Source organism: Streptomyces niger (assembly GCF_000718305.1).
In the GTDB taxonomy this organism is placed as follows: Bacteria; Actinomycetota; Actinomycetes; order Streptomycetales; family Streptomycetaceae; genus Streptomyces; species Streptomyces niger.
Genome location: NZ_JOFQ01000008.1, coordinates 367,367 through 394,067 on the forward strand (window position 1 = coordinate 367,367; position 26,701 = coordinate 394,067).

Annotated in this window: 22 protein-coding genes; 14 read left to right on the forward strand and 8 right to left on the reverse strand. The window is 69.0% G+C overall.

Annotated elements, in window-relative coordinates; genetic code table 11:
* The first annotated feature begins 18 nt into the window (after positions 1 to 18).
* Positions 19 to 1,356, forward strand: coding sequence for an MATE family efflux transporter (locus tag IF20_RS18125; protein WP_052866223.1), 1,338 nt, complete (start codon positions 19 to 21; stop codon positions 1,354 to 1,356).
* Positions 1,357 to 1,514: 158 nt separating this feature from the next.
* Here IF20_RS18125 and rplI read toward each other — a convergent pair whose 3' ends face one another.
* From rplI to rpsF, 4 genes are all read right to left on the reverse strand, one after another.
* Positions 1,515 to 1,961: a 50S ribosomal protein L9 gene (gene rplI / locus IF20_RS18130; protein ID WP_052866225.1), complete on the reverse strand. Its 447-nt coding sequence runs from the start codon at positions 1,959 to 1,961 to the stop codon at positions 1,515 to 1,517.
* Between the two features lie 18 nt (positions 1,962 to 1,979).
* Positions 1,980 to 2,216, reverse strand: a complete 237-nt coding sequence (rpsR, locus tag IF20_RS18135) for a 30S ribosomal protein S18 (protein WP_003978893.1) — start codon at positions 2,214 to 2,216, stop codon at positions 1,980 to 1,982.
* Positions 2,217 to 2,338: 122 nt separating this feature from the next.
* A complete protein-coding gene (locus tag IF20_RS18140; protein WP_052866226.1) occupies positions 2,339 to 2,929 on the reverse strand; it encodes a single-stranded DNA-binding protein in 591 nt (196 codons plus the stop codon).
* 78 nt (positions 2,930 to 3,007) lie between these two features.
* The gene (gene rpsF, locus IF20_RS18145; RefSeq protein ID WP_003978891.1) at positions 3,008 to 3,298 is read right to left on the reverse strand and encodes a 30S ribosomal protein S6; all 291 of its coding nucleotides are present in this window, start codon (positions 3,296 to 3,298) and stop codon (positions 3,008 to 3,010) included.
* A 230-nt stretch (positions 3,299 to 3,528) separates the two neighbouring features.
* Between rpsF and IF20_RS18150 the strand changes: the two genes are divergently transcribed.
* The 3 genes from IF20_RS18150 (at position 3,529) to IF20_RS18160 (ending at position 6,202) form a co-directional block, all read left to right on the forward strand.
* The gene (locus IF20_RS18150) at positions 3,529 to 3,858 is read left to right on the forward strand and encodes a hypothetical protein (RefSeq protein ID WP_052866227.1); all 330 of its coding nucleotides are present in this window, start codon (positions 3,529 to 3,531) and stop codon (positions 3,856 to 3,858) included.
* Positions 3,859 to 3,984: 126 nt separating this feature from the next.
* Positions 3,985 to 5,103 (forward strand): lipid II:glycine glycyltransferase FemX, encoded by a 1,119-nt coding sequence (locus IF20_RS18155; RefSeq protein ID WP_052866228.1) that lies wholly within the window; start codon positions 3,985 to 3,987, stop codon positions 5,101 to 5,103.
* A 67-nt stretch (positions 5,104 to 5,170) separates the two neighbouring features.
* Positions 5,171 to 6,202 carry an alanine racemase gene (locus tag IF20_RS18160; RefSeq protein WP_052866229.1) on the forward strand — a complete coding sequence of 344 codons (1,032 nt, stop codon included), beginning with the start codon at positions 5,171 to 5,173 and terminating at the stop codon, positions 6,200 to 6,202.
* Positions 6,203 to 6,317: 115 nt separating this feature from the next.
* Here IF20_RS18160 and IF20_RS18165 read toward each other — a convergent pair whose 3' ends face one another.
* Positions 6,318 to 7,778 (reverse strand): glycosyltransferase family 87 protein, encoded by a 1,461-nt coding sequence (locus tag IF20_RS18165; RefSeq protein ID WP_052866230.1) that lies wholly within the window; start codon positions 7,776 to 7,778, stop codon positions 6,318 to 6,320.
* A 135-nt stretch (positions 7,779 to 7,913) separates the two neighbouring features.
* The gene (locus tag IF20_RS18170) at positions 7,914 to 10,538 is read right to left on the reverse strand and encodes a transglycosylase domain-containing protein (RefSeq protein WP_110944284.1); all 2,625 of its coding nucleotides are present in this window, start codon (positions 10,536 to 10,538) and stop codon (positions 7,914 to 7,916) included.
* Between the two features lie 362 nt (positions 10,539 to 10,900).
* On the opposite strand from IF20_RS18170, the gene IF20_RS18175 reads away from it, so the two are divergent.
* The 3 genes from IF20_RS18175 (at position 10,901) to IF20_RS18185 (ending at position 14,133) form a co-directional block, all read left to right on the forward strand.
* A complete protein-coding gene (locus tag IF20_RS18175) occupies positions 10,901 to 11,578 on the forward strand; it encodes a PadR family transcriptional regulator (RefSeq protein ID WP_052866232.1) in 678 nt (225 codons plus the stop codon).
* Between the two features lie 49 nt (positions 11,579 to 11,627).
* Positions 11,628 to 12,710 carry an inositol-3-phosphate synthase gene (locus tag IF20_RS18180; RefSeq protein WP_052866233.1) on the forward strand — a complete coding sequence of 361 codons (1,083 nt, stop codon included), beginning with the start codon at positions 11,628 to 11,630 and terminating at the stop codon, positions 12,708 to 12,710.
* 97 nt (positions 12,711 to 12,807) lie between these two features.
* Positions 12,808 to 14,133 (forward strand): MFS transporter, encoded by a 1,326-nt coding sequence (locus IF20_RS18185; RefSeq protein WP_052866234.1) that lies wholly within the window; start codon positions 12,808 to 12,810, stop codon positions 14,131 to 14,133.
* Positions 14,134 to 14,162: 29 nt separating this feature from the next.
* Here the strand turns inward: IF20_RS18185 and IF20_RS18190 are convergent, their stop codons facing one another.
* Positions 14,163 to 15,638 (reverse strand): CCA tRNA nucleotidyltransferase, encoded by a 1,476-nt coding sequence (locus tag IF20_RS18190; protein WP_052866235.1) that lies wholly within the window; start codon positions 15,636 to 15,638, stop codon positions 14,163 to 14,165.
* A 199-nt stretch (positions 15,639 to 15,837) separates the two neighbouring features.
* Between IF20_RS18190 and IF20_RS18195 the strand changes: the two genes are divergently transcribed.
* The 7 genes from IF20_RS18195 (at position 15,838) to trxA (ending at position 25,906) form a co-directional block, all read left to right on the forward strand.
* Positions 15,838 to 18,216 carry a DUF6049 family protein gene (locus IF20_RS18195; protein WP_199896641.1) on the forward strand — a complete coding sequence of 793 codons (2,379 nt, stop codon included), beginning with the start codon at positions 15,838 to 15,840 and terminating at the stop codon, positions 18,214 to 18,216.
* A 46-nt stretch (positions 18,217 to 18,262) separates the two neighbouring features.
* Positions 18,263 to 20,563, forward strand: coding sequence for a murein biosynthesis integral membrane protein MurJ (gene murJ, locus IF20_RS18200; protein WP_052866236.1), 2,301 nt, complete (start codon positions 18,263 to 18,265; stop codon positions 20,561 to 20,563).
* Positions 20,564 to 20,671: 108 nt separating this feature from the next.
* Positions 20,672 to 22,372, forward strand: coding sequence for a protein kinase family protein (locus tag IF20_RS18205; RefSeq protein WP_052866237.1), 1,701 nt, complete (start codon positions 20,672 to 20,674; stop codon positions 22,370 to 22,372).
* A gap of 352 nt (positions 22,373 to 22,724) precedes the next feature.
* Positions 22,725 to 23,408, forward strand: a complete 684-nt coding sequence (sigM, locus tag IF20_RS18210) for an RNA polymerase sigma factor SigM (protein ID WP_052866238.1) — start codon at positions 22,725 to 22,727, stop codon at positions 23,406 to 23,408.
* A complete protein-coding gene (locus tag IF20_RS18215) occupies positions 23,405 to 24,400 on the forward strand; it encodes an anti-sigma factor family protein (RefSeq protein ID WP_052866239.1) in 996 nt (331 codons plus the stop codon). Before sigM ends, IF20_RS18215 begins: the two co-directional genes overlap by 4 nt.
* A 141-nt stretch (positions 24,401 to 24,541) precedes the next feature.
* Positions 24,542 to 25,534: a thioredoxin-disulfide reductase gene (gene trxB, locus IF20_RS18220; protein ID WP_052866240.1), complete on the forward strand. Its 993-nt coding sequence runs from the start codon at positions 24,542 to 24,544 to the stop codon at positions 25,532 to 25,534.
* Positions 25,535 to 25,579: 45 nt separating this feature from the next.
* A complete protein-coding gene (trxA, locus tag IF20_RS18225; protein ID WP_052866241.1) occupies positions 25,580 to 25,906 on the forward strand; it encodes a thioredoxin in 327 nt (108 codons plus the stop codon).
* A gap of 64 nt (positions 25,907 to 25,970) precedes the next feature.
* On the opposite strand, the gene IF20_RS18230 is transcribed toward trxA, so the two are convergent.
* Positions 25,971 to 26,588: a GNAT family N-acetyltransferase gene (locus tag IF20_RS18230; protein WP_052866242.1), complete on the reverse strand. Its 618-nt coding sequence runs from the start codon at positions 26,586 to 26,588 to the stop codon at positions 25,971 to 25,973.
* Between the last annotated feature and the right edge of the window lie 113 nt (positions 26,589 to 26,701).

Genomic DNA, 26,701 nt, shown 5'->3' on the forward strand with positions numbered 1-26,701 from the left:
GAAGATTAGATTGGGTGCATGACACAGGCTCCCGCGAAGCCCCGGCGCACCGGCCGCAGGCACGACCGCGAGATCATCGCACTCGCCCTTCCCGCATTCGGCGCGCTCGTCGCGGAACCTCTCTTCGTCATGGTCGACAGCGCGGTCATCGGCCACCTCGGCACTCCGCAGCTGGCCGGCCTCGGAGTCGCCGCCGCCCTCCTCACCACGGCCGTCTCGGTCTTCGTCTTCCTCGCGTACGCCACCACGGCAGCCGTTGCCCGGCGCGTCGGCGCCGGTGATCTCTCCGCGGCGATCCGCCAGGGCATGGACGGCATCTGGCTCGCCCTCCTCCTCGGCGCCGCCGTGATCGCCGTCGTACTGCCGACCGCCCCCTGGCTGGTCGAAGCCTTCGGCGCCTCCACCACCGCGTCCCCGTACGCCACCACCTACCTGCGCATCAGCGCCCTCGGTATCCCGGCCATGCTCGTCGTGCTCGCCGCCACCGGCGTGCTCCGCGGCCTGCAGGACACCAGAACCCCGCTGTACGTCGCCATCAGCGGCTTCTCGGTCAACGCCGTCCTCAACATCGGGCTCGTCTACGGCGCCGGCCTGGGGATCGCCGGCTCCGCCTGGGGCACCGTGATCGCCCAGTGCGGCATGGCGGCCGTCTACCTCACCGTCGTCGTACGGGGTGCCCGCAGGCACGGCGCTTCCCTGCGCCCCGACGCCGCCGGCATCCGCGCTTCCGCCCAGGCCGGCGTGCCGCTGCTCGTCCGTACGCTGTCGCTGCGGGCCGTCCTGATGATCGCGACGGCGGTGGCCGCACGGCTCGGTGACGCCGATGTGGCCGCCCACCAGATCATCCTGACCCTGTGGTCACTGCTGGCCTTCACGCTGGACGCGATCGCCATCGCCGGTCAGGCCATCATCGGGCGCTATCTCGGCGCGGGCGACGTGGACGGAGCGAAGGCCGCCTGCCGCCGCATGGTCGAGTGGGGGATCGCCTCCGGCGTCGTGCTGGGCGCCCTGGTCGCGCTGGCCCGCCCACTGTTCATCCCCCTGTTCACCGCCGACCCGACCGTGAAGAACGTCCTGCTGCCGGCCCTGCTGGTCGTCGCGGTGAGTCAGCCCGTCTCCGGCATCGTCTTCGTCCTCGACGGTGTGCTGATGGGGGCGGGGGACGGGCCGTACCTGGCCGGGGCGATGCTGATCACGCTGGCCGTCTTCGCGCCCGTGGCCTTGGCCGTGCCGGCACTGGGTGGCGGGCTGACGGCCCTGTGGTGGTCGATGGCCCTGATGATGACGGTCCGCCTTCTGACCTTGTGGTTCCGTACGCGCTCCGGCCGCTGGATCGTGACAGGCGCCGCCCGCTGAGGGGAGGCAGCACCACCCGGAAGGCGCCGGGCCACCAGACAGCCGCAGGGGCCGCATCCCGGAAGGATGCGGCCCCTGCGGTGTGACTCGCTCACCGTGCCGCGGTCAGCGGGCTGCCGTCCGCGGCCGGTGAATCAGGCCGTGCGATCGGGCTGCACTCAGGCAGCGACGACCTCGACGCCGACGTTGGCGACAACCTCGGCGTGCAGACGCACGGAGACCTGGTGCGCGCCCAGGGTCTTGATCGGCGAACCGACCTCCACGCGGCGCTTGTCCACGTCCGGGCCACCGGCAGCCTTGATCGCCGAGGCGATGTCAGCCTGCGTGACGGAGCCGAACAGGCGGCCGGCGTCGCCGGCACGGACGGCCAGCTTCACCTTGACGCCCTCGAGCTGACCCTTGACCTCGTTGGCCTGCTCGACCGACGCGATCTCGCGGATCTTGCGACCGCGGCGGATCTGCTCGACGTCCTTCTCGCCACCCTTGGTCCAGCGGATCGCGAAACCACGCGGAACCAGGTAGTTACGGGCGTAACCGTCCCGGACGTCAACGACGTCGCCGGCGGTGCCGAGGCCAGAGACCTCGTGGGTGAGGATGATCTTCATGTTTCGGTCACCCTTCCCTTATCGCGCGGTGGAGGTGTAGGGCAGCAGCGCCATCTCACGGCTGTTCTTCACGGCCGTGGCGACGTCACGCTGGTGCTGGGTGCAGTTGCCGGTGACCCGGCGGGCACGGATCTTGCCGCGGTCGGAAATGAACTTCCGCAGCAGGTTCGTGTCCTTGTAGTCGACGTAGGAGATCTTCTCCTTGCAGAACACGCAAACCTTCTTCTTCGGCTTGCGAGCAGGCGGCTTCGCCATTGTCTCTCTCCAGTGAGTTTCAAGAAGTTTGTGCTGGCGCCCTCAGGCCGCCGGGCCCACGTTTCACGTGAAACCGTGTTTCACGTGAAACAGCCCCGCGTGTACGTGCCAGACGTACGTGCCTAGAAGGGCGGCTCGTCCGAGTAGCCGCCGCCGGAGCCACCGCCCCAGCCGCCACCGCCGCCACCCTGCTGGCCACCGCCGGCAGGAGCACCGGTCGCCCAGGGGTCGTCAGCGGGAGCGCCGCCCCCGCCGCCCTGCTGGCCGCCGGGGCCGCCGCCCCAGCCGCCGCCACCCTGGCCGCCGCCCTGCGGGCCGCCGCCGAAGCCGCCGCCCTGAGCACCCCGGCCGCTGGTCTTGGTGACCTTGGCCGTGGCATTGCGCAGGCTCGCGCCGACCTCGTCGACGTCGAGCTCGTAGACCGTGCGCTTCACGCCCTCGCGGTCCTCGTACGACCGCTGCTTGAGGCGGCCCTGCACGATCACGCGGGTACCCCGCGTGAGGGACTCGGCGACGTTCTCCGCCGCCTGACGCCACACCGAGCAGGTCAGGAACAGGCTCTCGCCGTCCTTCCACTCATTGGTCTGACGGTCGAAGGTGCGGGGAGTGGACGCGACGCGGAACTTCGCGACCGCCGCACCGGACGGGGTGAAGCGCAGCTCGGGGTCATCGACAAGATTGCCGACGACCGTGATGACGGTCTCGCCTGCCATTAGGGGAACCTCTCGGCGGGTGTGCTGCTGGCTGCTGTGTTGCTACTCGAACCCGATGTCCGCTGAACGCTTACGCGGTCAGTGGGTCTCGGGACGGAGGACCTTGGTCCGGAGGACCGACTCGTTCAGGTTCATCTGACGGTCGAGCTCCTTGACGACGGCCGGCTCGGCCTGGAGGTCGATGACCGAGTAGATGCCCTCGGGCTTCTTGTTGATCTCGTACGAGAGACGACGACGGCCCCAGGTGTCGACCTTCTCCACCTTGCCGTTGCCCTCACGGACGACGGAAAGGAAGTTCTCGATCAGGGGGGAGACAGCGCGCTCCTCCAGATCGGGGTCGAGGATGACCATCACCTCGTAGTGACGCATGTGGAACCCACCTCCTTTGGACTCAGCGGCCACGGTCGTTCCGTGGCAGGAGGGTCGTGATGCGTTCCGCGCCCGGCCTGTGCAGCGAATGCGGACAGACATGGGCGCAGACCGTACAGAGTACCCGCCGGAAGGCTTCCGGTTGAAATCAGCCCGGGGATCCCCTCAATCTGGAACACAACGGGTGTGAGCGGCGTTACAGTGCGCCGCCCTGTCTACGGAGGTGCCGTATGGCACATGCAGTACAGCCCCAGAAGACCCAGCAGCACGGCCTGCTCGGCGTGCTGAACAGCGACGGCAAGGCGCACCCTGTCGAGAACACCCTCGCCGCGGTGACCCTGGTACTCGGGCTCATCGCCGTGATCTCCGCCGCCTCCACCCATCTGCACCTGCTCAGCTCCTGGGCCGGCCTCGTCGGGATCGTGACGGGTGCCTGGGGCCAGTTCATCTCCGTGACCACCGGAGAGCGCTTCGTACTGATCATCGGGCTCGGCGCCGCGGCGCTCGGATTCTTCCTCGGCATGGCGCACGGCGGCCTCTTCGGGGGCGTACTGGGCTGACCGCACCGATGACGTACGGGCGCGTGCGTCCGTAGGCCCAGACGGGGCGCTCCCTTGGCGCAGTAGGCTTCGGCGCGAGAGCCGGAGCCCCGACCACGGGGACAAACCTGCCGAGGAGCGCCCCGCATGAGCCTGACCCTGAGGACCATCAGTCGAGAGCAGCATCTGGCATACATCCAGAGTCTGCCCGCGGCGAGTCACATGCAGGTCCCGGCCTGGGCCGACGTGAAGTCCGAGTGGCGCTCGGAGAACTTGGGCTGGTTCGACTCCACCGGGCAGCTCGTCGGCGCCGGGCTGGTCCTCTATCGCCAGCTTCCCAAGATCAAGCGGTACCTCGCGTACCTGCCCGAAGGCCCCGTCATCAACTGGTTCTCCCCGCACCTGGAGGACTGGCTGCGCCCGATGCTCGCGCACCTGAAGCAGCAGGGTGCCTTCTCCGTGAAGATGGGCCCGCCGGTCGTCATCCGTCGCTGGGACGCCCCCGCGATCAAGGCCGGCATCCAGAACCCCGACGTCAAGCGGCTGCGGGACGTGGAGGCCACCCACATCGAGCCCCGTGCCTTCGAGGTCGCCGACCGCCTCCGCCGCATGGGCTGGCAGCAGGGCGAGGACGGCGGCGCGGGCTTCGGCGACGTGCAGCCGCGCTACGTCTACCAGGTGCCGCTGGAGAACCGCTCGCTGGAGGACGTCCACAAGGGCTTCAACCAGCTGTGGCGCCGCAACATCAAGAAGGCCGACAAGGCCGGCGTCGAGGTCGTGCAGGGCGGCTACGAAGACCTCGCCGAATGGCAGCGGCTGTACGAGATCACCGCGGTGCGTGACCAGTTCCGCCCGCGTCCGCTGAGCTACTTCCAGCGCATGTGGACGGCCCTCAACAGCGAGGACCCCAACCGCATGCGGCTCTACTTCGCCCGCCACAACGGCGTGAACCTCTCCGCGGCGACGATGCTGGTCGTCGGCGGGCATGTCTGGTACTCCTACGGCGCGTCCGACAACATCGGCCGTGAGGTCCGCCCGTCGAACGCGATGCAGTGGCGCATGCTGCGGGATGCCTACGCGCTCGGCGCCACCGTCTACGACCTGCGCGGCATCAGCGACTCGCTGGACGAGACGGATCATCTCTTCGGTCTCATCCAGTTCAAGGTCGGCACCGGCGGGCAGGCGGCGGAGTACCTGGGCGAGTGGGACTTCCCGCTGAACAAGTTCCTGCACAAGGCGCTGGACATCTACATGTCGCGGCGCTGACCGCTCGTCTGCGACTTTCCCCACAGATCCACGCACCACAGTCACGAGAAAGGTTCACGGGCCGGCCATGGCGCTCACCCTCTACGTCGACACCGCGCGCTGGCGGGCACACCAGCAGCAGGTGCTGCAGCAGTTCCCGGGACTGGTCCCGGTCTGCAAAGGCAACGGCTACGGCTTCGGTCACGAGCGGCTCGCCGACGAGGCCACCCGCCTGGGTGCCGACCTGCTGGCGGTCGGCACCACCTACGAAGCAGCCCGCATCAAGGACTTCTTCGGCGGTGACCTGCTCGTCCTGACGCCGTTCCGGCACGGCGAGGAGCCGGTACCACTGCCGGACCGGGCGATCCGCTCGGTCTCCTCGGTCCAGGGGCTCGGCGGCCTGGCCGGCGCCCGGGTCGTGGTCGAGGTCATGAGCAGCATGAAGCGGCACGGCGTCACGCCGGAGGAGCTGCCCATGCTGGCCTCGGCGATCGAGAACGTACGGCTGGAAGGCTTCGCCATCCACCTGCCGCTCGACCGCACCGACGGCACCGACGCCGTCGACGAGGTCATCGGCTGGATGGACCGGCTGCGCACCGCACGGCTGCCGCTGCACACCATGTTCGTCAGCCACCTCAAGGCCGATGAGCTGCACCGGCTGCAGGCCCAGTTCCCGCAGACCCGCTTCCGGGCCCGGATCGGCACCCGCCTCTGGCTCGGCGACCACGACGCCACGGAGTACCGCGGCTCGGTCCTGGACGTCACCCGCGTGGCCAAGGGCGACCGCTTTGGCTACCGGCAGCAGAAGGCGGCTTCCGACGGCTACCTCGTCGTGGTGGCCGGTGGCACCTCCCATGGCGTCGGCCTGGAGTCGCCCAAGGCGCTGCACGGTGTGATGCCGCGCGCCAAGGGCGTCGCGCGGGCAGGCCTGGCAACGGTGAACCGAAACCTCTCGCCGTACGTCTGGGGCGGCAAGCAGCGCTGGTTCGCCGAGCCGCCGCACATGCAGGTCTCCATCCTGTTCGTGCCGAGCGACGCACCCGAGCCGAAGGTCGGTGAGGAGCTGGTGGCCCACCTCCGCCACACCACCACGCAGTTCGACCGCCTCGTGGATCGCTGATCCCACAGCCTCTGGGCACCGAGACCACGGGCCCGTACATACGGCTCTTCTGCCGTATGTACGGGCCCGCCTCGTTTCTCCGGCCGTCCCGTCGGCCGGACCACCGCCCCGGCGATCAGTCCTGGACCGGCCCCCACTCGACCCGTGGCGCGCCCTCATTCGGAACGGCGTGCGGCGTGACGTGGTGCTGTCGGCCGAGGACGAACACGTCCGGTGCCTGGTCCAGGACGCCGCCGGAGGGATCGTCGGCGCCGTCCCTACGTACCCCGTCCCGGTCGGGCAGCAGGACGTCCCTGATCACCAGGGCGCACAGGTACAGCGTGCCCAACAGGTGAAGAGTGATCGCCAGTTGGTATCCCTCGGGCGGGAGCCCATGGTGCTTGTCCCCACTGCCGCTGTAGGCGAGGTACAGCCAGATGCCGAGGAAGTACATGACCTCGCAGGCCTGCCAGATCAGGAAGTCCCGCCAACGCGGCCGGGCCAGCGCGGCCAGCGGGACCGACCAGAGCACGTACTGCGGGGAGTAGACCTTGTTGGTCAGGATGAAGAGTGCGACGACCAAGAACGCCAGCTGGGCCAGGCGCGGACGGCGCGGTGCGTAGAGGGTGAGCAGCGCGATGGCACCGCACCCGACGATCATCAGCAGAGTGGCGTAGGTATTGGCGTGCTCCAGCGCATTGCCGGTCCGCTGGGAGATCAGTAGCCAGACGGATCCGAAGTCGATCGGACGCTCCTGGCTGAAGGTGTAGAACTTCTGCCAGCCGTCCCAGGCCGGCAGCATCACCGGCAGGTTCACCGCCAGCCAGGAGAAGACCGCGCCCCCTGTCACCGCGCCGAAGGCCCGCCACTTGCCGGCCCGCCAGCACAGGACGAACAGTGGTCCCAGCAGGAGGACGGGGTAGAGCTTGGCGGCAGTGGCCAAGCCGATGAAGACTCCGGCGGCGAGCGGCCGGCTGCGTGACCACAGCAACATCGCCACAGAAGTCAGCGCGACCGCGAGCAGGTCCCAGTTGATGGTGGCGGTCAGCGCGAAGGCGGGGGCCAAGGCGACGAGTAGCGCGTCCCAAGGGCGGTGGCGGTGGGTGCGGGCTACGCAGACCGCGAGGACAGCGGCGCAGACCATGAGCATCCCGGCGTTGGCCAGCCAGTAGATCTGCTCACGATGCTGCATCGTGCCGCTGTGCGGCGTCATCCAGGAGGCGACCTCCATGAACACACCGGTGAGCACCGGATACTCGAGGTACTGCATGTCGCCGGGGATCCGGTCGAAGTAGGGAACCAGGTTCTCCGCGAAGCCGCGTCCGACGTAGAGGTGCGGGATGTCGGAGTAGCAGGCATGGGTGTACTGGCTGGTGGCGCCGAAGAACCAGGCGCCGTTGTAACAGGGCAGCTTCTGCACCATCCCCAGGGCGAACATTCCCAGCGCAACCAGGGCGATGATGCGTACCGGGGTCCACCAGCTCGCGCCGAGCAGTACGCGACGGCCGGACGGGCCGCCGATCAGCTCGCTGCCGGCCGCCGCCACCTCATCCCGCTGCGTCGGCCGTACCGGCTCGTCCTGTCGCACGCTCGTCATGGGGGTCATCCTGCCGCACGACCCTGTGCCGGAGACGGCGAAGCCCCCGCCCGGCATGCCGGGCGGGGGCTCGTCATCTTGCTTCCTCTGTTTCACGTGAAACCAGATGAGCGTTTCACGTGAAACAGCGTGCGATCAGTTGTCGACGCCGTCAGGGCCTCCGAAGAAACCACCACCGTCATCGCCACCTGGTGTCTCGGTCACCGGCGGAGACGGCTCGTCCCCGGGGTCTCCGGGATCACCCGAGGGCCCACCGTTGCCCTGCCCACCGTTGTCCTTGCAGCCGAGGTCCCAGGGGGAGCAGGTCTCGGTCGGCGTGGCGCTCGGGGACGAGTCATCGCTCGGGCTCTCCGAAGGCTCGTCCGACGGCTCCTTCGACGGCTCCTCCGTCTTCGTCGGAGTCGGAGTCGGGCTGGCGCTCTCGCCGTAGACGACCTTGCCGATCGGCTGCGGCTGCGGGAAGGCCTCCATGGGCTTCCCCTTCATCGCCTCCATCATGTAGTCGCGCCAGATCTGTGAGGGGAACGAAGCTCCGTGGATCTTCTCCTCACCACCGACGCCGTACATCTTGAGGAACTTCTGGGACTTCGCCTGGTCGTTGACGCGCCACATGCCGATCGTGGTGGCCAGCTGCTTGGTGTAGCCCGCGAACCACGCCGACTTGTTGTCGTCGGTGGTACCGGTCTTACCTGCCGCCTCGCGGCCGTCCGGCAGCTGCGCCGCCGTACCTGTGCCCTTCTTGACGACGTTCTTGAGGACGTCGGTGACGTTGTTGGCGATGTTCGGGTCGAAGGCCTGCTTGGTCTTCGCCACGTCCTTGTGGTTGTACTTCTCCACGCCGTCCTTGGTCACCGACTCGACCGAGTACGGGTCGGTCTGCTGACCGCTCGCGGCGAAGGTGGCGTACGCACCGGCCAGTCGGATCGCGCTGGGCGCCGAGGTGCCCAGGGAGAAGGTCGGTGTGGTCCGCGCCATGCTGTTATCGTCCCGCAGGCCGGCGGCGATCGCCTCCTGCTTGACCACCTCCGGGCCGACGTCCATGCCCAGCTGGATGTAGGGCGTGTTCACCGAGAACTGCATGGCGGTCCGAAGGCTGATCCGGCCCTTGTCCTCATTGCCGTCGTTGGCCTGGTGCCACTCGTTGCCGTCCTTGTCGTGCCAGACGGTCCGGTCGTAGTTCAGCAGCCGCAGCTTGTTGTCGCCGTTGTACATGCTGTTCGGCGACACAGGGGTACGGATGGCCGGGTTCTTCGGGTCCCGCACGCCCTTGTCCATCGCCGCGGCCAGAACGAACGGCTTGAACGTGGAGCCGACCTGGACGCCGGTGTAGTCGGCGTTGTTCGTGTAGTGCTCCGTGGCGTCCTTACCGCCGTACATGGCAACGATCTTGCCGGTCCCCGGCTCGACCGAGGCCCCGCCGAACTGCACGTACTTGTCGACCGCCCGCTGCTCGGGCTTCAACGCCTTCTTGGAGACCTTCTCGACCGCCTTGGTCAGCTGATCCATCTTCTTGCGGTCGAAGGTGGTGTGGATCGCGTAGCCGCCCTTTTTCAGCTCGGCTTCCGAGATGTCCGTGTTGGCGGTGATGTAATTGTTGGCGAGGTCGACGAGGTAGCCCTTCTGGCCTCGCAGGTCCATCGCCTTCTTCGGCGGCCGGGGCCGCGGGAACCCTTCCTTGGCGATTTCGGCCCGCTTGGCCTTGGACAGGTTCCCCGTCTCGACTTCCCGGTCCAGCGTCCACGCCCAGCGTGCCTTCGCTCGCTTGAGGTTCGCGCCCTCGCTCTCCGTCGTGACGTACGGGTCGTAGAGGTTCGGGCCGTTGAGCAGGGAGGAGAGGAAGGCGCTCTCGCCCGTGGTGAGGTCCGTGCAGTCCTTGTTGTAATAAGCCCGCGAAGCGGCCTGGATGCCGTAGGCACCACGCCCGTAGTACGCCGTGTTGAGGTATCCGCGCAGGATTTCCCGCTTGTCCACCGAGCCGCCCACCTTTATCGAGATGAACAGCTCGGTGATCTTGCGCTTGAGCGTCTGCTCCTGGTTCAGGAAGGTGTTCTTCACGTACTGCTGGGTGATCGTCGAACCACTCTGGGTCTCACCGCCCATGGCCATCTTGACCACCGCGCGGGCGATACCCATCGGGTCGACGCCCGAGTCGGTCCAGAACGAGGCGTTCTCCGCAGAGACCACGGCGTTCTGCATCGACTTCGGGATGTCGCTGAACGGCACGATCTGGCGGTTCAGCTCGCCACCGCCCGCGACGACCATCGGCTTGTCGTCGGACCAGTAGTAGACGTTCTTCTGCACCTGCGAGAGCTTCTGCGGGTTCGGCACGTCGACGTATGCCAGAGCGATGCCCGACAGCCCGAGCACGAAGGCGATGAACCCCAGGCAGCTGCCCAGCACCAGGCGCCAGGACGGCACCCAGCGGCGCGCTCCGTCCTTGCCCGCGCGCGGGTAATCGATGAACCGCTTCTTGGGCGGCCGGCCGCCGCCTCCGGCGCCGCCACGGGACCGGCGGCCTCCGCCGGCCGCGGCTTCGGGGGCCCGCCGACGCCCGCCGCGTTGCGCAGCCCTGCGTGCCGCCGCCCGTCCCTGGTACGGGGGCTCCTGCTCAGGCGCGCCGGACGGGGATGCGGCGGAAGCAGAGCCGCGCGCCGAGCCGCGCGCAGCACGGCGGCCACTTGATTGTTGCTGTGCGGCGCGTCGGGCCGCGGCACGTCCGCCACCTTGCGGCTGCGGCGGTTTGCGACGGTGCTCGCTCATGGAACGGTTACTCCTCGGGCAGGCGCGCTATCTCATCGCCTGAAGGCGGCAGTTCACTTCAGGTCCCCCCGACAACACGGCCCGCATTGGTCGAACGGGCCGCACTACACCGGGGACGGAGACGCCACTTTTGGCCACTCGGTTCCCGGCAGTCTGCATGCCGCACAGACTACGCACGGCCAAAACCTGCCCAGGCTCGGAATTCACTCCAAATCAGTCACGTTGGCTACGTGGAATCACCGATGTGATCCCGTTCACCACCCCCGCCCTTGTCCCACCCGGTGAGCCGTTCTATCGTCTGGATGTATCGAGTCGATACATCAGCTCGGCATAAAGAGCGCACACAGCTGAGGAGGCGGAGGATGAGCAGACGGTCCGGCATCCTCGAATTCGCCGTGCTCGGCCTGTTGCGCGAGTCACCCATGCACGGGTACGAGCTGCGGAAACGGCTCAACACCTCGCTGGGTGTCTTCCGAGCGTTCAGTTACGGCACCCTCTACCCCTGCTTGAAGGCCTTGGTCGCGCACGGCTGGCTGACCGAGGAGCCCGGGGGAGGAACGGCTCAGGGCGCCTCCGCAACCTCGCTCGCGGGACGCCGGGCCAAGATCGTCTACCGGTTGACGGCCGAGGGGAAGGAGCACTTCGAAGAGCTGCTCGCCCACTCGGGGCCCGACGCCTGGGAGGACGAGCACTTCGGCGTCCGGTTCGCCTTCTTCGGGCAGACCTCGCGGGACGTACGAATGCGCGTATTGGAAGGCCGACGCAGCCGCCTGGAGGAGCGCCTCGAAAGGATGCGCACCTCCCTGGCCCGCCGTGAGCGGCTGGACCAGTACACCCTCGAGCTGCAGCGACACGGGCTGGAATCCGTGGAACGCGAAGTTCGCTGGCTGAACAAGCTCATCGAGAGCGAGCGGACCGGGCGCGACCAGCGCGGCCCGGACCCCGCAGCCCCGGACCGGAACGAGTCAGGAGAGACGGGCGGCCTGCCCCGAAACCGGGGTGGATCCCGGCCGGATCCGTCCGATGACACCGCCACATGAGGCTCCGCAGCCGCGGAGCCGCGTCGAGAACAAACAGGGAGCAACCGGAATGGGTTCGGTTCGCGTAGCCGTCGTCGGCGTGGGCAACTGCGCCGCCTCGTTGGTGCAGGGCGTCGAGTACTACAAGGACGCCGACCCGGACAGCCGCGTGCCCGGTCTGATGCACGTGCAGTTCGGTGACTACCACGTGCGTGACATCGAGTTCGTGGCCGCCTTCGACGTCGACGCCAAGAAGGTCGGCCTCGACCTCGCCGACGCCATCGGCGCCAGCGAGAACAACACCATCAAGATCTGCGACGTGCCGCACGCCGGTGTGACCGTCCAGCGCGGCCACACCCTCGACGGTCTCGGCAAGTACTACCGTCAGACCATCGAGGAGTCCGACGAGGCCCCCGTCGACGTCGTCCAGGTCCTCAAGGACCAGCAGGTCGACGTCCTGGTGTGCTACCTCCCCGTCGGCTCCGAGGATGCGGCGAAGTACTACGCCCAGTGCGCCATCGACGCCAAGGTCGCCTTCGTCAACGCCCTCCCGGTCTTCATCGCCGGTACCAAGGAGTGGGCGGACAAGTTCACCGAGGCGGGTGTCCCGATCGTCGGTGACGACATCAAGTCCCAGGTCGGCGCCACCATCACGCACCGCGTGATGGCCAAGCTCTTCGAGGACCGGGGCGTCATCCTGGACCGCACGATGCAGCTGAACGTCGGCGGCAACATGGACTTCAAGAACATGCTCGAGCGCGAGCGCCTGGAGTCCAAGAAGATCTCCAAGACGCAGGCCGTCACCTCCCAGATCACCGACCGTGAGCTCGGCGAGGACAACGTCCACATCGGTCCGTCGGACTTCGTCGCCTGGCTGGACGACCGCAAGTGGGCCTACGTCCGCCTGGAGGGTCGCGCCTTCGGTGACGTCCCGCTGAACCTGGAGTACAAGCTCGAGGTCTGGGACTCCCCGAACTCCGCCGGCGTCATCATCGACGCGCTGCGCGCCGCGAAGATCGCCAAGGACCGCGGCATCGGCGGTCCGATCCTCTCCGCCTCCTCGTACTTCATGAAGTCCCCGCCGGTGCAGTACTTCGACAACGAGGCCCGGGACAACGTCGAGAAGTTCATCAAGGGCGAGGTCGAGCGCTGACCCAGCGACCGGCGGACGCCGACGCGACCGCACCGTTCTGACCCGCGGGCCCCTGGGAGTCTCCCCAGGGGCCCGCGGCTGTGTGAAGCTGTGGCCCATGCCCGCCGCGCGTGACCTCCGCGTACTCCTCCGCCGCCGCGACTTCCGCCGGTTACTGGCCGTCCGGCTGCTCTCCCAGGCCGCCGACGGCGTGTACCAGGTCGCCCTCGCCTCCTACGTGGTCTTCTCGCCCGAGAGACAGGCGTCCCCGGCAGCCATCGCCTCCGCCATGGCGGTACTGCTGCTCCCCTACTCCATGCTCGGACCGTTCGCCGGCGTACTCCTGGACCGCTGGCGCCGCCGCCAGGTCCTGCTCCACGGCAATCTCCTGCGTACGCTCCTGGCCGCGGCGACCGCGGTGCTGCTCCTCGCCGGTGCGCCGGACTGGCTCTTCTACGCCTCCGCGCTCAGTGTCACCGCGGTGAACCGCTTCGTCCTGGCCGGGCTGTCGGCCGCGCTGCCCCGCGTCGTCGACAATGCCGAGGCGTTGGTGGTGGCCAACTCCCTGTCCCCCACGGCAGGCACGCTCGCCGCCACCGCGGGCGGGGGTCTCGCCTTCGCCGTACGGCTCGCGGGCGTGGAATCCGACACGTCCTCCGTCCTCCTCGGCGCGGTCCTCTACCTGTGTGCTGCGGGCGTCGCGCTGCGCATTCCTCCAGGTCTGCTCGGCCCGGATCCCCGCCAGGTGCCCCCGCGCCTTGCCGCCGCGCTGCTGGACACCGTCCGCGGACTCACCGCCGGGCTGACCCACCTACGAAAGCGCCGCTCCGCCGCCCGTGCCTTGGCGGCCATGGCGCTGATGCGCTTCTGCTACGGAGCGCTGACGATCACGGTGCTGATGCTGTGCCGTGCCTACTGGCCGGCGAACGGACCCGACGGCATGGCGACACTGGGACTGGCGGTCGCCGCCTCGGGCGCCGGGTTCTTCGCCGCCGCGGTGTTGACCCCCTGGGCGGTGACCCGGCTGACCGCCACCGGCTGGATCGCGGTCTGCGCCGGAACGGCCGCCGTACTGGCCCCAGCACTCGGCCTGTCCTTTGCCCTGGTGCCCGTACTCATCGCGGCCTTCGTGCTCGGCCTGGCCACCCAGGGCGCGAAGATCGCCACGGACACGGAGGTGCAGCAAGCCGTCGACGACGCGTTCCGCGGCCGCGTCTTCGCCCTCTACGACTTCCTCTTCCACACCGCCTTCGTCGGCGCGGCCGGAGTCGCGGCCCTGGTGCTGCCGCCCGACGGGCGCTCGCCCGCACTGATCACCGGCGTAGCCGTGGTCCATCTTGTTGTCGCCGTCGCCATGGCGCGGGCGCGTGTTTCACGTGAAACATCGCCCCGGTCGATGGACGGTGACCGAGGCGATGCGCGCGATGTTTCACGTGAAACATGAGCGGCCGGGCTCACCCGACCACCCTTGAATCAGCCCTGCGTGGACCACCACTCCTTGAGCGCCTCGATCGCTGCCTCCCGGTCCATCGGACCGTTCTCCAGCCGCAGCTCCAGCAGGTGCTTGTAGGCCTTACCGACCTCCGGGCCGGGCGCGATGTCCAGTACCTGCATGATGTCGTTGCCATCCAGGTCCGGCCGGATCGCGTCCAGTTCCTCCTGCTCCTGCAGGCGCGCGATGCGCTCCTCAAGCCCGTCGTACGCCCGCGAGAGGGCATTGGCCTTGCGCTTGTTCCGTGTCGTGCAGTCAGAGCGCGTCAGCTTGTGCAGCCGCGTCAGCAGCGGGCCGGCGTCCCGTACGTACCGGCGGACCGCCGAGTCCGTCCACTCACCCGTGCCGTAGCCGTGGAACCGCAGGTGCAGCTCCACCAGACGCGCGACATCCTTGACCATCTCGTTGGAGTACTTCAGCGCGATCATGCGCTTCTTGGTCATCTTCGCGCCCACCACCTCGTGGTGGTGGAAGGAGACCCGGCCGTCCTTCTCGAACCGCCGTGTCCGCGGCTTGCCGATGTCGTGAAGGAGCGCCGCCAGCCGCAGCACCAGGTCCGGGCCGTCCTCCTCCAGGTCGATGGCCTGGTCCAGGACGGTCAGCGAGTGCTCGTAGACGTCCTTGTGACGGTGATGCTCGTCACGCTCCAGTCGCAGCGCCGGCAGCTCGGGCAGCACCCGGTCGGCGATGCCGCTCTCGACCAGAAGGGTGAGTCCCTTGCGGGGGTGCGACCCCAGGAGCAGCTTGTTGAGCTCATCACGTACCCGCTCGGCGGAGACGATGTCGATCCGGTCCGCCATCTCCTTCATCGCGGCCACCACCTCGGGCGCCACCGTGAAGTCCAGCTGCGCGGCGAAGCGCGCCGCTCGCATCATCCGCAGGGGGTCGTCGGAGAAGGACTCCTGCGGGGTGCCCGGCGTGCGCAGCACCCGCGCCGCCAGATCCTCCAGGCCGTTGTGCGGGTCGATGAACTCCTTCTGCGGGAGCGCGACCGCCATGGCGTTCACCGTGAAGTCCCGGCGCACCAGGTCTTCCTCGATCGAGTCGCCGTAGGACACCTCGGGCTTGCGCGAGGTGCGGTCGTACGCCTCCGAGCGGTATGTCGTGATCTCGATGTCGAAGGAGCTCTTCTTGCAGCCGACGGTGCCGAAGGCGATGCCGACCTCCCACAGCGCGTCCGCCCACGGCCGCACGATCTTCAGTACGTCCTCGGGCCGGGCGTCCGTGGTGAAGTCCAGGTCGTTGCCGAGCCGGCCGAGCAGGGCATCCCGTACCGAACCGCCGACCAGGGCAAGTGTGAACCCGGCCTCCTGGAAACGACGGGCCAGATCGTCCGCGACGGGGGACACGCGCAGCAGCTCACTGACGGCGCGGCGCTGCACCTGGTTCAGCGCCTGCGTCGACTCTGCGCTGCGCTCTGCCTGCGGGGCGTGGGTGTGATTGTTGGCGTTCGGCACAACAGGACAGGGTACGTGCCCGCGCGGCAGGAGGCGGACGCGTGGAAAGCGGAGGTGAATAAAGGGGACAAGCCCCGCGGAGACCGGCACCGCCCGATCAGGTGGAGCAGTCCGCAGCACTTCGCCACAGCAGTCATCGTTACCATGCGTGGACGCACATAGCGACGACCACTGACGACGACGAGGGACGGGCGAGCGCGTGGCCGAGGCGGCAGGGTTTCCGGTAACCGAACGGCCGCGTGGTCGATGGCTGCGACGTGCCGCTGCGCTGGTCGCCGGTGCACCGCTGCTGGCCGGGCTGACGCTGGTTCCCGCCGCTCAGGAGGCGCACGCCGCGCCCTCCGGCTCCCGTACCGTCGACGTCGACATCGACTCGCTCAGCCCGTCGGCGGCCGGCAAGGGTGATGACGCGGTTACCGTCACCGGCAGCATCACCAACGAGGGCAGCTCGACGATCACCGATGGGCACATCGGGCTCCGTCGCGGCCCCGTACTGAACAACCGCAGCTCCATCGACGACGTCGCCCGGCGCACCGGCTACTCCGCGGGCCTGGACGGCCAGGAGGTCGGCGGGAAGACCGAGAAGGTCGAGAAGCTGGCGCCGGGTGTCTCGCAGCCCTTCTCCCTGCGCGTACCGGTCAAGAAGCTGCACCTGAGCAAGGACGGCGTCTACCAGCTCGGTGTCTCCTTCTCCGGCCGGTCCAAGAGAGCACCGTACGAGCAGGTGCTCGGCATCGAGCGCACCTTCCTGCCCTGGCAGGAGGGCGAGGCGTCGAAGAAGACCCAGCTCTCGTACATGTGGCCGTTGATCTCCAAGACCCACCTCACGGCGGAGACCGAGGGCGACGAGCAGCAGACGCCGATCTTCCGCGACGACAAGCTGGCGGCCGAGATCGCCCCTGGCGGCCGGCTGCAGCAGCTCGTCGCGCTCGGCAAGGACCTTCCGGTCACCTTCGTCGTCGACCCCGACCTGCTGGCCACCGTCGACGCCATGACCGGCCGCTACAAGGTCGAGGGACCGAACGGCACCACCAAGCCGGGTCGCAACCAGGAAGTCGCCAAGCAGTGGCTGAGCGACCTGGAACAGGCCGTCCAGGCCCACGAGGTCGTCGCGCTGCCGTTCGGCGACCCTGACATCGCTTCGCTGGCGCACAAGGGCAGGGTCGTGCCCAGCGCGCTGAGCCATCTCGGCCCGGCCACCGACCTCGCGTCGAGGACGGTGGGGACCGTCCTGCCGGGCGTGAAGGCGCGTACCGACTTCGCGTGGCCCGTCGAGGGCGCCGTGGACTCCTCCGTCGTGGACGTGGCCACCTCCGCCGGCGCCCACAACGTGATCGCCCGCAGCGACAGCATGCGGCAGAGCGGCCTGTCCTACACGCCCACCTCCGCCCGGCCCATCGGCGGCGGCAACACCGCCGTGGTCGCGGACGCCGGCCTGTCCAGCGCCTTCACCGGTGACCTGACCAAGGCCGGAACCGCCGATCTGGCGGTGCAGAACTTCCTCGCCCAGAGCTTGATGATCAACCTGCAGGATCCCTCGCGGCAGCGCAGCATCGTCGTGGCACCGCAGCGGATGCCCACCGCGAGCCAGGCCCAGGCCATGGCGAAGGCGGTGCGGGCCCTGGATGACAGCGGCTGGGCCGAGGCGCAGGACCTCAGTGACGCGGCGAAGGCCAAGCCCGACCCCAACGCCATCCGCCAGGTGCCCGGCACGGCTTCCTACCCGGCCTCGCTGCGCAAGCACGAGCTGCCGGCGGCGGCCTTCCGGCAGGCGCAGGAGACCCGTACCGCGCTGGACGACTTCAAGGTCATCCTGGCCGAGCCGTGGCGGGTGGAGACCCCCTTCGGCAACGCGATCATGCGGATGATGTCGACGGAGTGGCGCGGTGACGCCAAGGGCGCCGAGGCGTTCCGCAAGTCCGTCCGCAGCTATCTGGACGGACTGACGACGAAGGTCCACCTGATCCAGAAGTCGGACGCCACCCTTTCCGGGCGCAGCGCCACGATTCCGGTCACGGTGCAGAACAACCTCGTCCGGGGCGTCAAGGGGATGACGCTGCGACTCACGTCGTCGCAGCCCAACCGCCTCAACATGAGCAAGCAGCAGACGATCGACGTCGAGGGCGGCCACAGCCAGTCCTTCAAGTTCGACACCACCGCGCATGCCAACGGACCGGTACAGGTCACCGCACAGCTCTACACCGCCGACGGCAAGCGGTACGGCCGGGCGATGACCTTCGAGGTGAACGTCACCGAGATCACCGCTACGGTCATGCTCGTCATCGCGGGCGGTGTGCTGCTGCTCGTGCTCGCGGGCGTACGGATCTACCTCCAGCGCAAGCGCGCGGCGGCCCGTGAGGACGACGGAGGCGCGGACGGCGGCACCGGTACGGACGACGGCGGGGCCGGCTCGGACGGCGGGGACGACAGTCCGGACCGCGACGGCACGGGCCAGGACGGCACCGGCCGGGACGGCGGACCCGCGGACGGCGGCGACGGGCAGCCGGGTGACCCGGAGCCGGACACCGGTTCGGAAAGCACGGGCGCATCCGGCTCAGGTGAGAAAGTGGACCGTTGATACATGGCGGGGCCGGATGGCCGGCGACGGATGAGGTGGGGCAGCTATGAACGCGCCGTACGACGGTGACCGCGGCCGGGCCGCGGACGACGACGCCGCAGACCGGCCCCCACAGCCGCCGCAGGCACCGGACCCCTACGTGCAGGACGCGTACTCCCGGTCGCCCTTCCCCTCACAGGACCCGACGGCCCAGGACCCGGTGGCCGACGCGCTGTACGACCGGGCGGCCCACCCGCCGCAGGCCGGGCCGTCCCAGCCGCTGTACCAGCAGCCGCCGGCGCCCCGGCACACCCCTGACCAGCAGGCGTGGCCCGCACCGGCACCCGATCCCCAGGCGTGGCCCGCACCGACGACCGAGCCGCCGAGCCCCGGGCACCCTCTGCCGTACGGCGACACCACGGCGACGACCCAGTTCGTCGGTGTGGACGACCTGATCACCCAGGCCGTCGACCGGCCGGCGGAGCCGGACGCGTTCGCCCACCTCTATCGCGACCAGCGGGCACCGGAGCCGCACCGGCCGCCGGCGCAGCACAGCGGCCCCGGGTCATACCAAGGGCCGTACCAGCCGACCAATGGGCAGCACCCGTCCGCAGGTGAGCAGTACGGTCCCGCGGGCGGGCAGTACGAACCGGCGGGCGGGCCGCAGCCCGTTCCCCCGGCGGGGTCCGAGCCGGTGTCCGAACCGGACCCGGAGCCGTCGGAGCGCGGCGGTGGCAAGGCGAGCAGCCTGCTGAAGTCCAGCGCCGTGATGGCCGCGGGCACCATGGTGTCCCGACTCACCGGCTTCGTCCGCAACGCACTGATCGCCTCAGCACTTGGTGCGGCCGTTCTCGGTGACGCCTGGCAGGTGGCCTACACCCTGCCCACGATGATCTTCATTCTGACCGTCGGCGGCGGTCTGAACTCGGTGTTCGTGCCGCAGCTGGTGCGCGCGATGAAGGAGGACGAGGACGGCGGCGAGGCGTACGCCAACCGCCTGTTGACCCTGGTGGTGGTGATCCTCGGCGGCCTCACCGTCGTAGCGGTGTTCGCGGCGCCATGGCTGGTACGAGCGATGTCCGGCTTCGCTCCCAACTCGGCCAGCTTCGAGGTCGCCGTCGCCTTCACCCGGTACTGCGTGCCCACGATCTTCTTCATGGGTATCCACGTGGTCATGGGCCAGGTGCTCAACGCCCGTGGCCGCTTCGGCGCCATGATGTGGACACCGGTCCTCAACAATGTCGTCATGATCAGCACGTTCGGGCTGTTCATCTGGGTCTACGGCAGCGCCAACTCCTCACACATCGGCGTGACGACCATCCCCGACGCCGGCATTCGGATGCTGGGCGTCGGCACGCTGCTCGGCCTGGTCGTCCAGGCGCTGGCGATGATCCCCTACCTGCGCGACGCCGGCTTCAAGCTCCGGCTTCGCTTCGACTGGCGCGGCCACGGCTTGGGCAAGGCCGCCACGCTCGCCAAGTGGACCGTGCTGTTCGTGCTCGCCAACCAGGCCGGCGTCCTCGTCGTCTCCAAGCTCTCCACGCTGGCCGGTGAGAAGGCCGCCGGCCAGGGCTACCCCGGCACCGGCTACATGGCGTACTCCAACGCCCAGCTGATCTGGAACATGCCGCACGCGATCATCACCGTCTCGGTGATGGCCGCCCTGCTGCCGCGCCTGTCGCGCGCCGCGAACGACGGTGACACCGGTGCCGTCCGCGACGACATCTCGCAAGGCCTGCGCACCTCCGCCGTGGCCGTCGTGCCGATCTCGTGTGGCTTCCTCGCCCTCGGCATCCCGATGTGCACCCTGGTCTTCGCGGGAACCGGATCCGACGCCGGAGTCTCCACGGGTTACATGCTCATGGCCTTCGGCCTCGGCCTGATCCCCTACTCCGTGCAGTACGTCGTCCTGCGCGCCTTCTACGCGTACGAGGACACCCGCACGCCCTTCTACAACACGCTGATCGTCGCCGCGGTCAACGCGGCCGCCTCCGCGCTGTGCTACCTCGTTCTGCCCGTCCGGTGGGCCGTGGTGGGCATGGCCGCCTCCTACGGCCTGGCTTACATCATCGGCGTCGGCGTGGCGTGGCGGCGGCTGCGCAGGCGGATGGGCGGCGACTTGGACGGCCCGCACGTGGTGCGTACGTACGCCCGGCTGGCCGGCGCCAGCGTTCCCGCCACCCTGTTCTCAGGCGCCGCGGTCTACGGGATCATGCAAGGCCTGGGCACCGGCGCCCTGGGATCGCTCGTGGCGCTGGTCGGTGGCGGTGTCGTACTTCTGGTGGTCTTCTACGCCGCCGCGAAGAAAATGCGCATCGAAGAACTGAACGCCCTGGTCGGCATGGTGCGCGGCAAGCTGGGACGTTGAGCGAGCACAACCTTCGTCCGCCACTGTGTGTCGTGCATAGTGCCGGTCTGTGGGCACAATTGACTTGGCTCTTTTGAGCATGCAACGGATGGGGAGGCAGGAACGACGGTGGCGGAACGGAGCACGGCTGCCGTCGACGTGGCCGACACGAGCGGTGGAGAGCCGCTCGCCGCCAAGGCGGACGAGGCCACGACCGACGGCATGAAGGCCGAGAAGGTGGCCGACGCGGGGCAGGACACCGCGGACAGCGGCGCGAAGAGTGCCACAGCATCCGAGGCTGAGCCGCCCGAACTGCACAGCGGCCACAAGCTGGCCAGGCGTTACCGTCTGGAGGAATGCGTCACCCGGCTGGACGGCTTCAGCAGTTGGCGTGCCGTCGACGAGAAACTGCGCCGCGCCGTCGGGGTCCACATTCTGCCCGCCGACCACCCGCGTGCCCGTCCCGTGCTCTCTGCCGCACGGTCCGCCGCGCTGCTGGGTGATCCGCGCTTCGTCCAGGTCCTCGACGCCGTCGAGGAGAACGACCTGGTCTACGTCGTGCACGAATGGCTGCCGGATGCCACCGAGCTGACCGCCGTCCTCGCCTCAGGACCGCTCGAGCCGCACGACGCCTACCAGCTCGTGACCCAGGTCTCCCAGGCGATGGCCGCCGCCCACCGTGAAGGCCTGGCCCACCTCCGGCTGACCCCCGGCTCCGTCCTGCGTACCTCCTCCGGCCAGTACCGCATCCGAGGTCTGGCCATCATGGCCGCGCTGCGCGGCCTGACCAGCGAGCACCCGCAGCGTACGGACACCGAGGCGATCGGCGCGCTGCTGTACGCGGCGCTGACCCAGCGCTGGCCGTACGAGAACGACGCGTACGGCCTGTCCGGGCTGCCCAAGGGCGTCGGTCTGATCGCACCCGACCAGGTGCGGGCCGGAGTGCACCGCGGCCTGTCCGAGCTGGCCATGCGCGCCCTGGTCAACGACGGCGCCACCGCCTCCCGCCAGGAGCAGCCCTGCACCACACCGGAGGAGCTGGCCAAGGCCGTCAGCGCCATGCCGCGCATCCGACCGCCGGAGCCCTCCTTCACCACCCCACCGCCGTACCAGCGGACCGGCTACCAGCAGGGTTCGTATGCTCAAACGTCCGGCACCGGACGCACGGGAGCAGCGGCCACACGCCCGGTGCCCACTCCGCCGGCCCCGCTGCAGAGCCGTACCGGCAAGGCGGCCAAGTGGTGCGTCTCCGCGCTGCTGATCGCCGCGCTGGGCCTGGGCAGCTGGCAGCTGGCCGACACCCTGCTGAAGGACCGGAATCAGGACGACTCGGGGAGCTCCCAGACCACCGGGGGCAATGCCGAGTCGGCGTCGGGCAAGCCGGTACGGATCGACAAGGTCGTGGACTTCGACCCACCGCCGGGTGGGGACGGTACGGAAAACCCGCAGGAGGCCACCAAGGCCGCCGATGGCAAGGCCGACACCTACTGGCCCACCCGCAACTACTACGGCCGCTCGGATCTCGGCGGCCTGAAGAGCGGCGTGGGGCTGGTTCTGGACCTCAAAAAGGTCCAGCAGGTCGGCAGCATCAAGGTCGATCTCATCGGGAACACCTCGCTCGACTTCCGTGCCGCACCTGAGGACAGCGGTGATGCGCCCACGTCCCTGGACGGTTACAAGAAGATCGCCAGCGGTGAGGGGGAGTCCGTCACCCTGCGCGCCAAGGAGCCGATCAAGACACGTTACGTATTGGTCTGGCTCACCGACCTCCCGTTGAAGGACGATGGCAACTACCGGGGCCAGATCAAGGAGATCCAGGTCCTCAGCTAGGGGTGGGCAGCAGGGGGCGCCAGGATGTCGACACGGACAACGGCCGGCACGCACCGGCGCTCCCCGGGCCTCCCCGGGCGTCCGCAGCCGCGTGCCGCGGCCGTCGTCCTGGAGTCTGGTTCCGCCGAGCACCCGTATGTAAGCTCCCGTCTACAGCTTGACGCCAGGGGTTCGGTTATGCGTGATGGCGCAGTGATGCCCACCGTCGTGGGAGAGGCCGGCTCAGCCGGCGACTCGACCGGTCCGGTCCAAGCCCGTGCCCGGGCGGCGCCGGACCGGTGGCGCCCCGCGATACCGTCCGCGCGGCCCTGGCTGACCGGCCCGCACCGGGGCGGCTCCTGCGGGGCAGGTCATGGCAGATAACCCTCGCCCCTCCGACCAGGCACTCCTCGCCCGCCATGTCGAGGGTGACCCCGACGCCTTCGGGGAGATCGTTAGGCGCCACCGTGATCGGCTGTGGGCGGTGGCGCTGCGCACCCTCGGCGACCGCGAGGAGGCGGCCGACGCCGTGCAGGACGCCCTCGTCTCCGCCTACCGCGCCGCCCACACCTTCCGCGGCCAGTCAGCCGTGACGACGTGGCTGCACCGCATCACGGTCAATGCCTGCCTGGACCGCGCCCGCAAGGCGGCTTCCCGGCGCACCTCACCGGTTGCCGAGACCGAGCGGCTGGAGCAGCTCATCGAGCCGCACGAGTCCGCCGCTGGACCCGCCGAGCGACAGGATCTGCACCGCGAACTGCTCAGCGCTCTCCGCACACTGCCCGCCGAACAGCGCGCGGCCCTCGTCCTGGTCGACATGCAGGGCTACCCCGTCGCCGAGGCCGCCGAGGTGCTTGGCGTCCCCACTGGAACGGTGAAGAGCCGGTGCGCGCGCGGCCGGGCCCGGCTTCTCCCGATGCTCACCCATCTGCGCGCCGAAGACGGGGATAAGGGCACCTCAGGAGGGGGAAGGAACCGGGCGCAGGGGACATCCGTCCCACAGACGGCAGGACCGAATGACTCAGGGGCCGTGAAGGGCGGAGGTGGGCGAGCGTGACATCCACGACCGACACGGGCGGGCATCCGGAGGTCGCGGAGATCTCTGCGCTCGCGGACGGGTTGCTTTCACCCGGCCGCGCAGTGGAACTCCGCTCGCATCTCGACGACTGTCCGCTGTGTGAGGACGTCCACAGCTCGCTGGAGGAGATCCGCGACCTGCTCGGCACCCTGCCGGGACCGGGACGCATGCCGGATGACGTCGTGGGACGGATCGACGCCGCCCTGGCGGCTGAAGCGCTGCTCGATGCCACGGCCCCGGCGGGTGAGCCGGCCCTGGTACCGGCGGCCGCCGGCGACAGCTCCTGGATCGTCGCCCAGCAATCGACGGGTCCGGAGGACATCGGTGTTTCACGTGAAACACCGGAGACCAAGCGCGGCGATGTTTCACGTGAAACCGCGCCGTCCCGCGCAAGGACCAGTTCCGCCGATCGCCCGGCCGGTTACCCCCGCTCCGCCACGGGCCCCGGGCGGAAGACTCCCGGCACCCGCACGACGCGGGCGCACCGATGGCCCAAGGTGCTCCTCGGCACAGCAGCCGCGGCGGCCGTACTCGGGATCGGTGGCATCCTTCTGCAGAATGGTTCCGCAAAGCCGACGCACGAGCACGATCCCGGAGTGAACGCCACCGAGACGAATACCGGGAACCCGGCTCTCAGCTCCGCGACGCTGGGCAGCCATGTCCGTGATCTGCTCGATCAGCCGCGTCGCAGCAAGGCTCCGGACGTGGGCACCCAGAGCTCGCCGCAGACCCCGTTGAGGGGCGCGGACGACACGATCCCCTCCTGCGTGAAGAAGGGCCTCGGCCGCCCCGAGAAGCCGCTGGCTGCGACCCGCGACACCTACCGGGGTAAGACGGCGTACCTCGTCGTACTGCCGCACCCGTCCGATGTCTCCCGGGTCTCTGCTTACGTCGTCTCGGCGTCCTGCGTCTCGGCGTCGCCGCCCGCTCCGGGGAAGATCCTGCTCAGTGGGGTCTACCCCCGCGACTGAGGTCCGGCCGCCACCACGGGTACGAAGCCGGTACGGGAGCGCTGGAGCCCTCCGGGAATGCTCGCCCCGTAGGATCCGTTGGGTGGGGTGAGAGTTCCTCCAGCCCACCCAACGCAGTCGGCAGAGACAAGGAAGACACCCGTGAGCGACGTCCGTAACGTGATCATCATCGGCTCCGGGCCTGCGGGCTACACCGCCGCGCTCTACACCGCCCGTGCCTCGCTGAAGCCGCTGGTGTTCGAGGGCGCCGTCACCGCCGGTGGCGCACTGATGAACACCACCGATGTGGAGAACTTCCCCGGCTTCCGCGACGGGATCATGGGTCCGGACCTGATGGACAACATGCGCGCCCAGGCCGAGCGCTTCGGCGCCGAGCTGATCCCGGACGATGTCAGCGCCGTGGACCTCTCCGAGCCGATCAAGACCGTCACGGACTCCGCCGGCACCGTGCACCGCGCCCGCGCCGTGATCGTCACCACCGGCTCCCAGCACCGCAAGCTGGGCCTGCCCCGCGAGGACGAGCTCTCGGGCCGTGGCGTGTCGTGGTGCGCCACCTGTGACGGCTTCTTCTTCAAGGACCAGGACATCGCCGTCATCGGCGGCGGCGACACGGCCATGGAAGAGGCGACCTTCCTCTCCCGGTTCGCCAAGTCGGTCACCATCGTCCACCGCCGCGACACCCTGCGCGCGTCGAAGGCCATGCAGGAGCGTGCCTTCGCCGACCCGAAGATCAAGTTCGTGTGGGACAGCGAGGTCGCCGAGATCCACGGTGACAACAAGCTCTCCGGCCTGACCCTGCGCAACGTCCAGACCGGCGACACCTCCGAGCTCCCGGTCACCGGCCTGTTCATCGCCATCGGCCACGACCCGCGCACGGAGCTGTTCAAGGGCCAGCTGAAGCTGGACGACGAGGGATACCTCAAGGTCGACGCGCCCAGCACCCACACCAACATCCAGGGCGTCTTCGCCGCCGGCGACGTCGTGGACCACACCTACCGTCAGGCGATCACCGCCGCCGGCACCGGCTGCTCCGCCGCCCTGGACGCCGAGCGCTTCCTGGCCTCGCTGTCCGACAGCGAGCCGGCCGAGCCCGAGCAGACCCCGGCCGAGCCGGAGCAGACTCCCACCGCCTGAACCTCGCACGACAGCTGTTCACACCCACCCAGTAAGGAGAACGCCATGGCCGGTGCCACGGTGACCGTGACGGACGACAACTTCGAAGAGGTCGTCCTCAAGAGCGACAAGCCTGTACTCGTCGACTTCTGGGCCACCTGGTGCGGCCCGTGCCGCCAGGTTGCCCCCTCCCTGGAGAAGATCGCCGAGGAGCACGAGGAGATCGTCATCGCCAAGCTCAACACCGACGAGAACCCCGCGACCACCGCCAAGTACGGCGTCATGTCCATCCCGACCATGAACGTCTACCAGGGTGGCGAGGTCGTGAAGACCATCGTCGGCGCCAAGCCCAAGGCTGCGATCGAGCGGGACCTGGCGGACTACCTCGCCTGATCACCGCGCGCTGTTTCACGTGAAACGGGCCCGCCCTCCGGGGCGGGCCCGTTTCGCTGTTCTCCTACAGAGGCCTCAGCACGGGTTCCTTCTGAACCGCTCCCAGCAGCCGGTCCAGCGCGAGCTCCACGTCTTCCTTCCACGACAGCGTCGTGCGGAGCTCCAGGCGCAACCGCGGATAGCGCGGGTGCGGCCGTACCGTTTTGAAGCCCACCGCCAGCAGATGGTCGGCGGGCAGCACACACGCCGGCTCCGTCCACTTCGCGTCGCCGAACGCCTCGATGGCCTTGAACCCCCGGCGCAGCAGATCCTTTGCGACCGTCTGAACCATGACCCGGCCCAGCCCCTGACCCTGGTAGCCAGGGATGAGCCAGGCCGTCATCAGCTGCACGGCGTCGGGGGAGACGGGGCTCGTCGGAAAAGCCGTGGAGCGCGGCACGTAGGCCGGAGGCGCGTACAACACGAAGCCGACCGGGACCTCGTCCACGTAGACGACCCGCCCGCAGGACCCCCACTCCAGGAGCACGGCCGAGATCCAGGCTTCCTTCTCCAGCTCGGGTCGGCCGCCTTTTACCGCGGCTTCGCCGCTGACGGGGTCGAGCTCCCAGAAAACACACGAGCGGCAGCGCTTGGGGACATCCGGAAGGTTGTCCAGCGTGAGCGGTACGAGCCGACGCCCCATGAAGCCAGGTCCTCACTTCCCTCGCCCACCGCACCTCCCGGTACGGTCAGCGGAACGCGCTCACTGAGCAGCCCACCGACGAAACCGCCGACTGCGCCCAGACCGAACCCCGC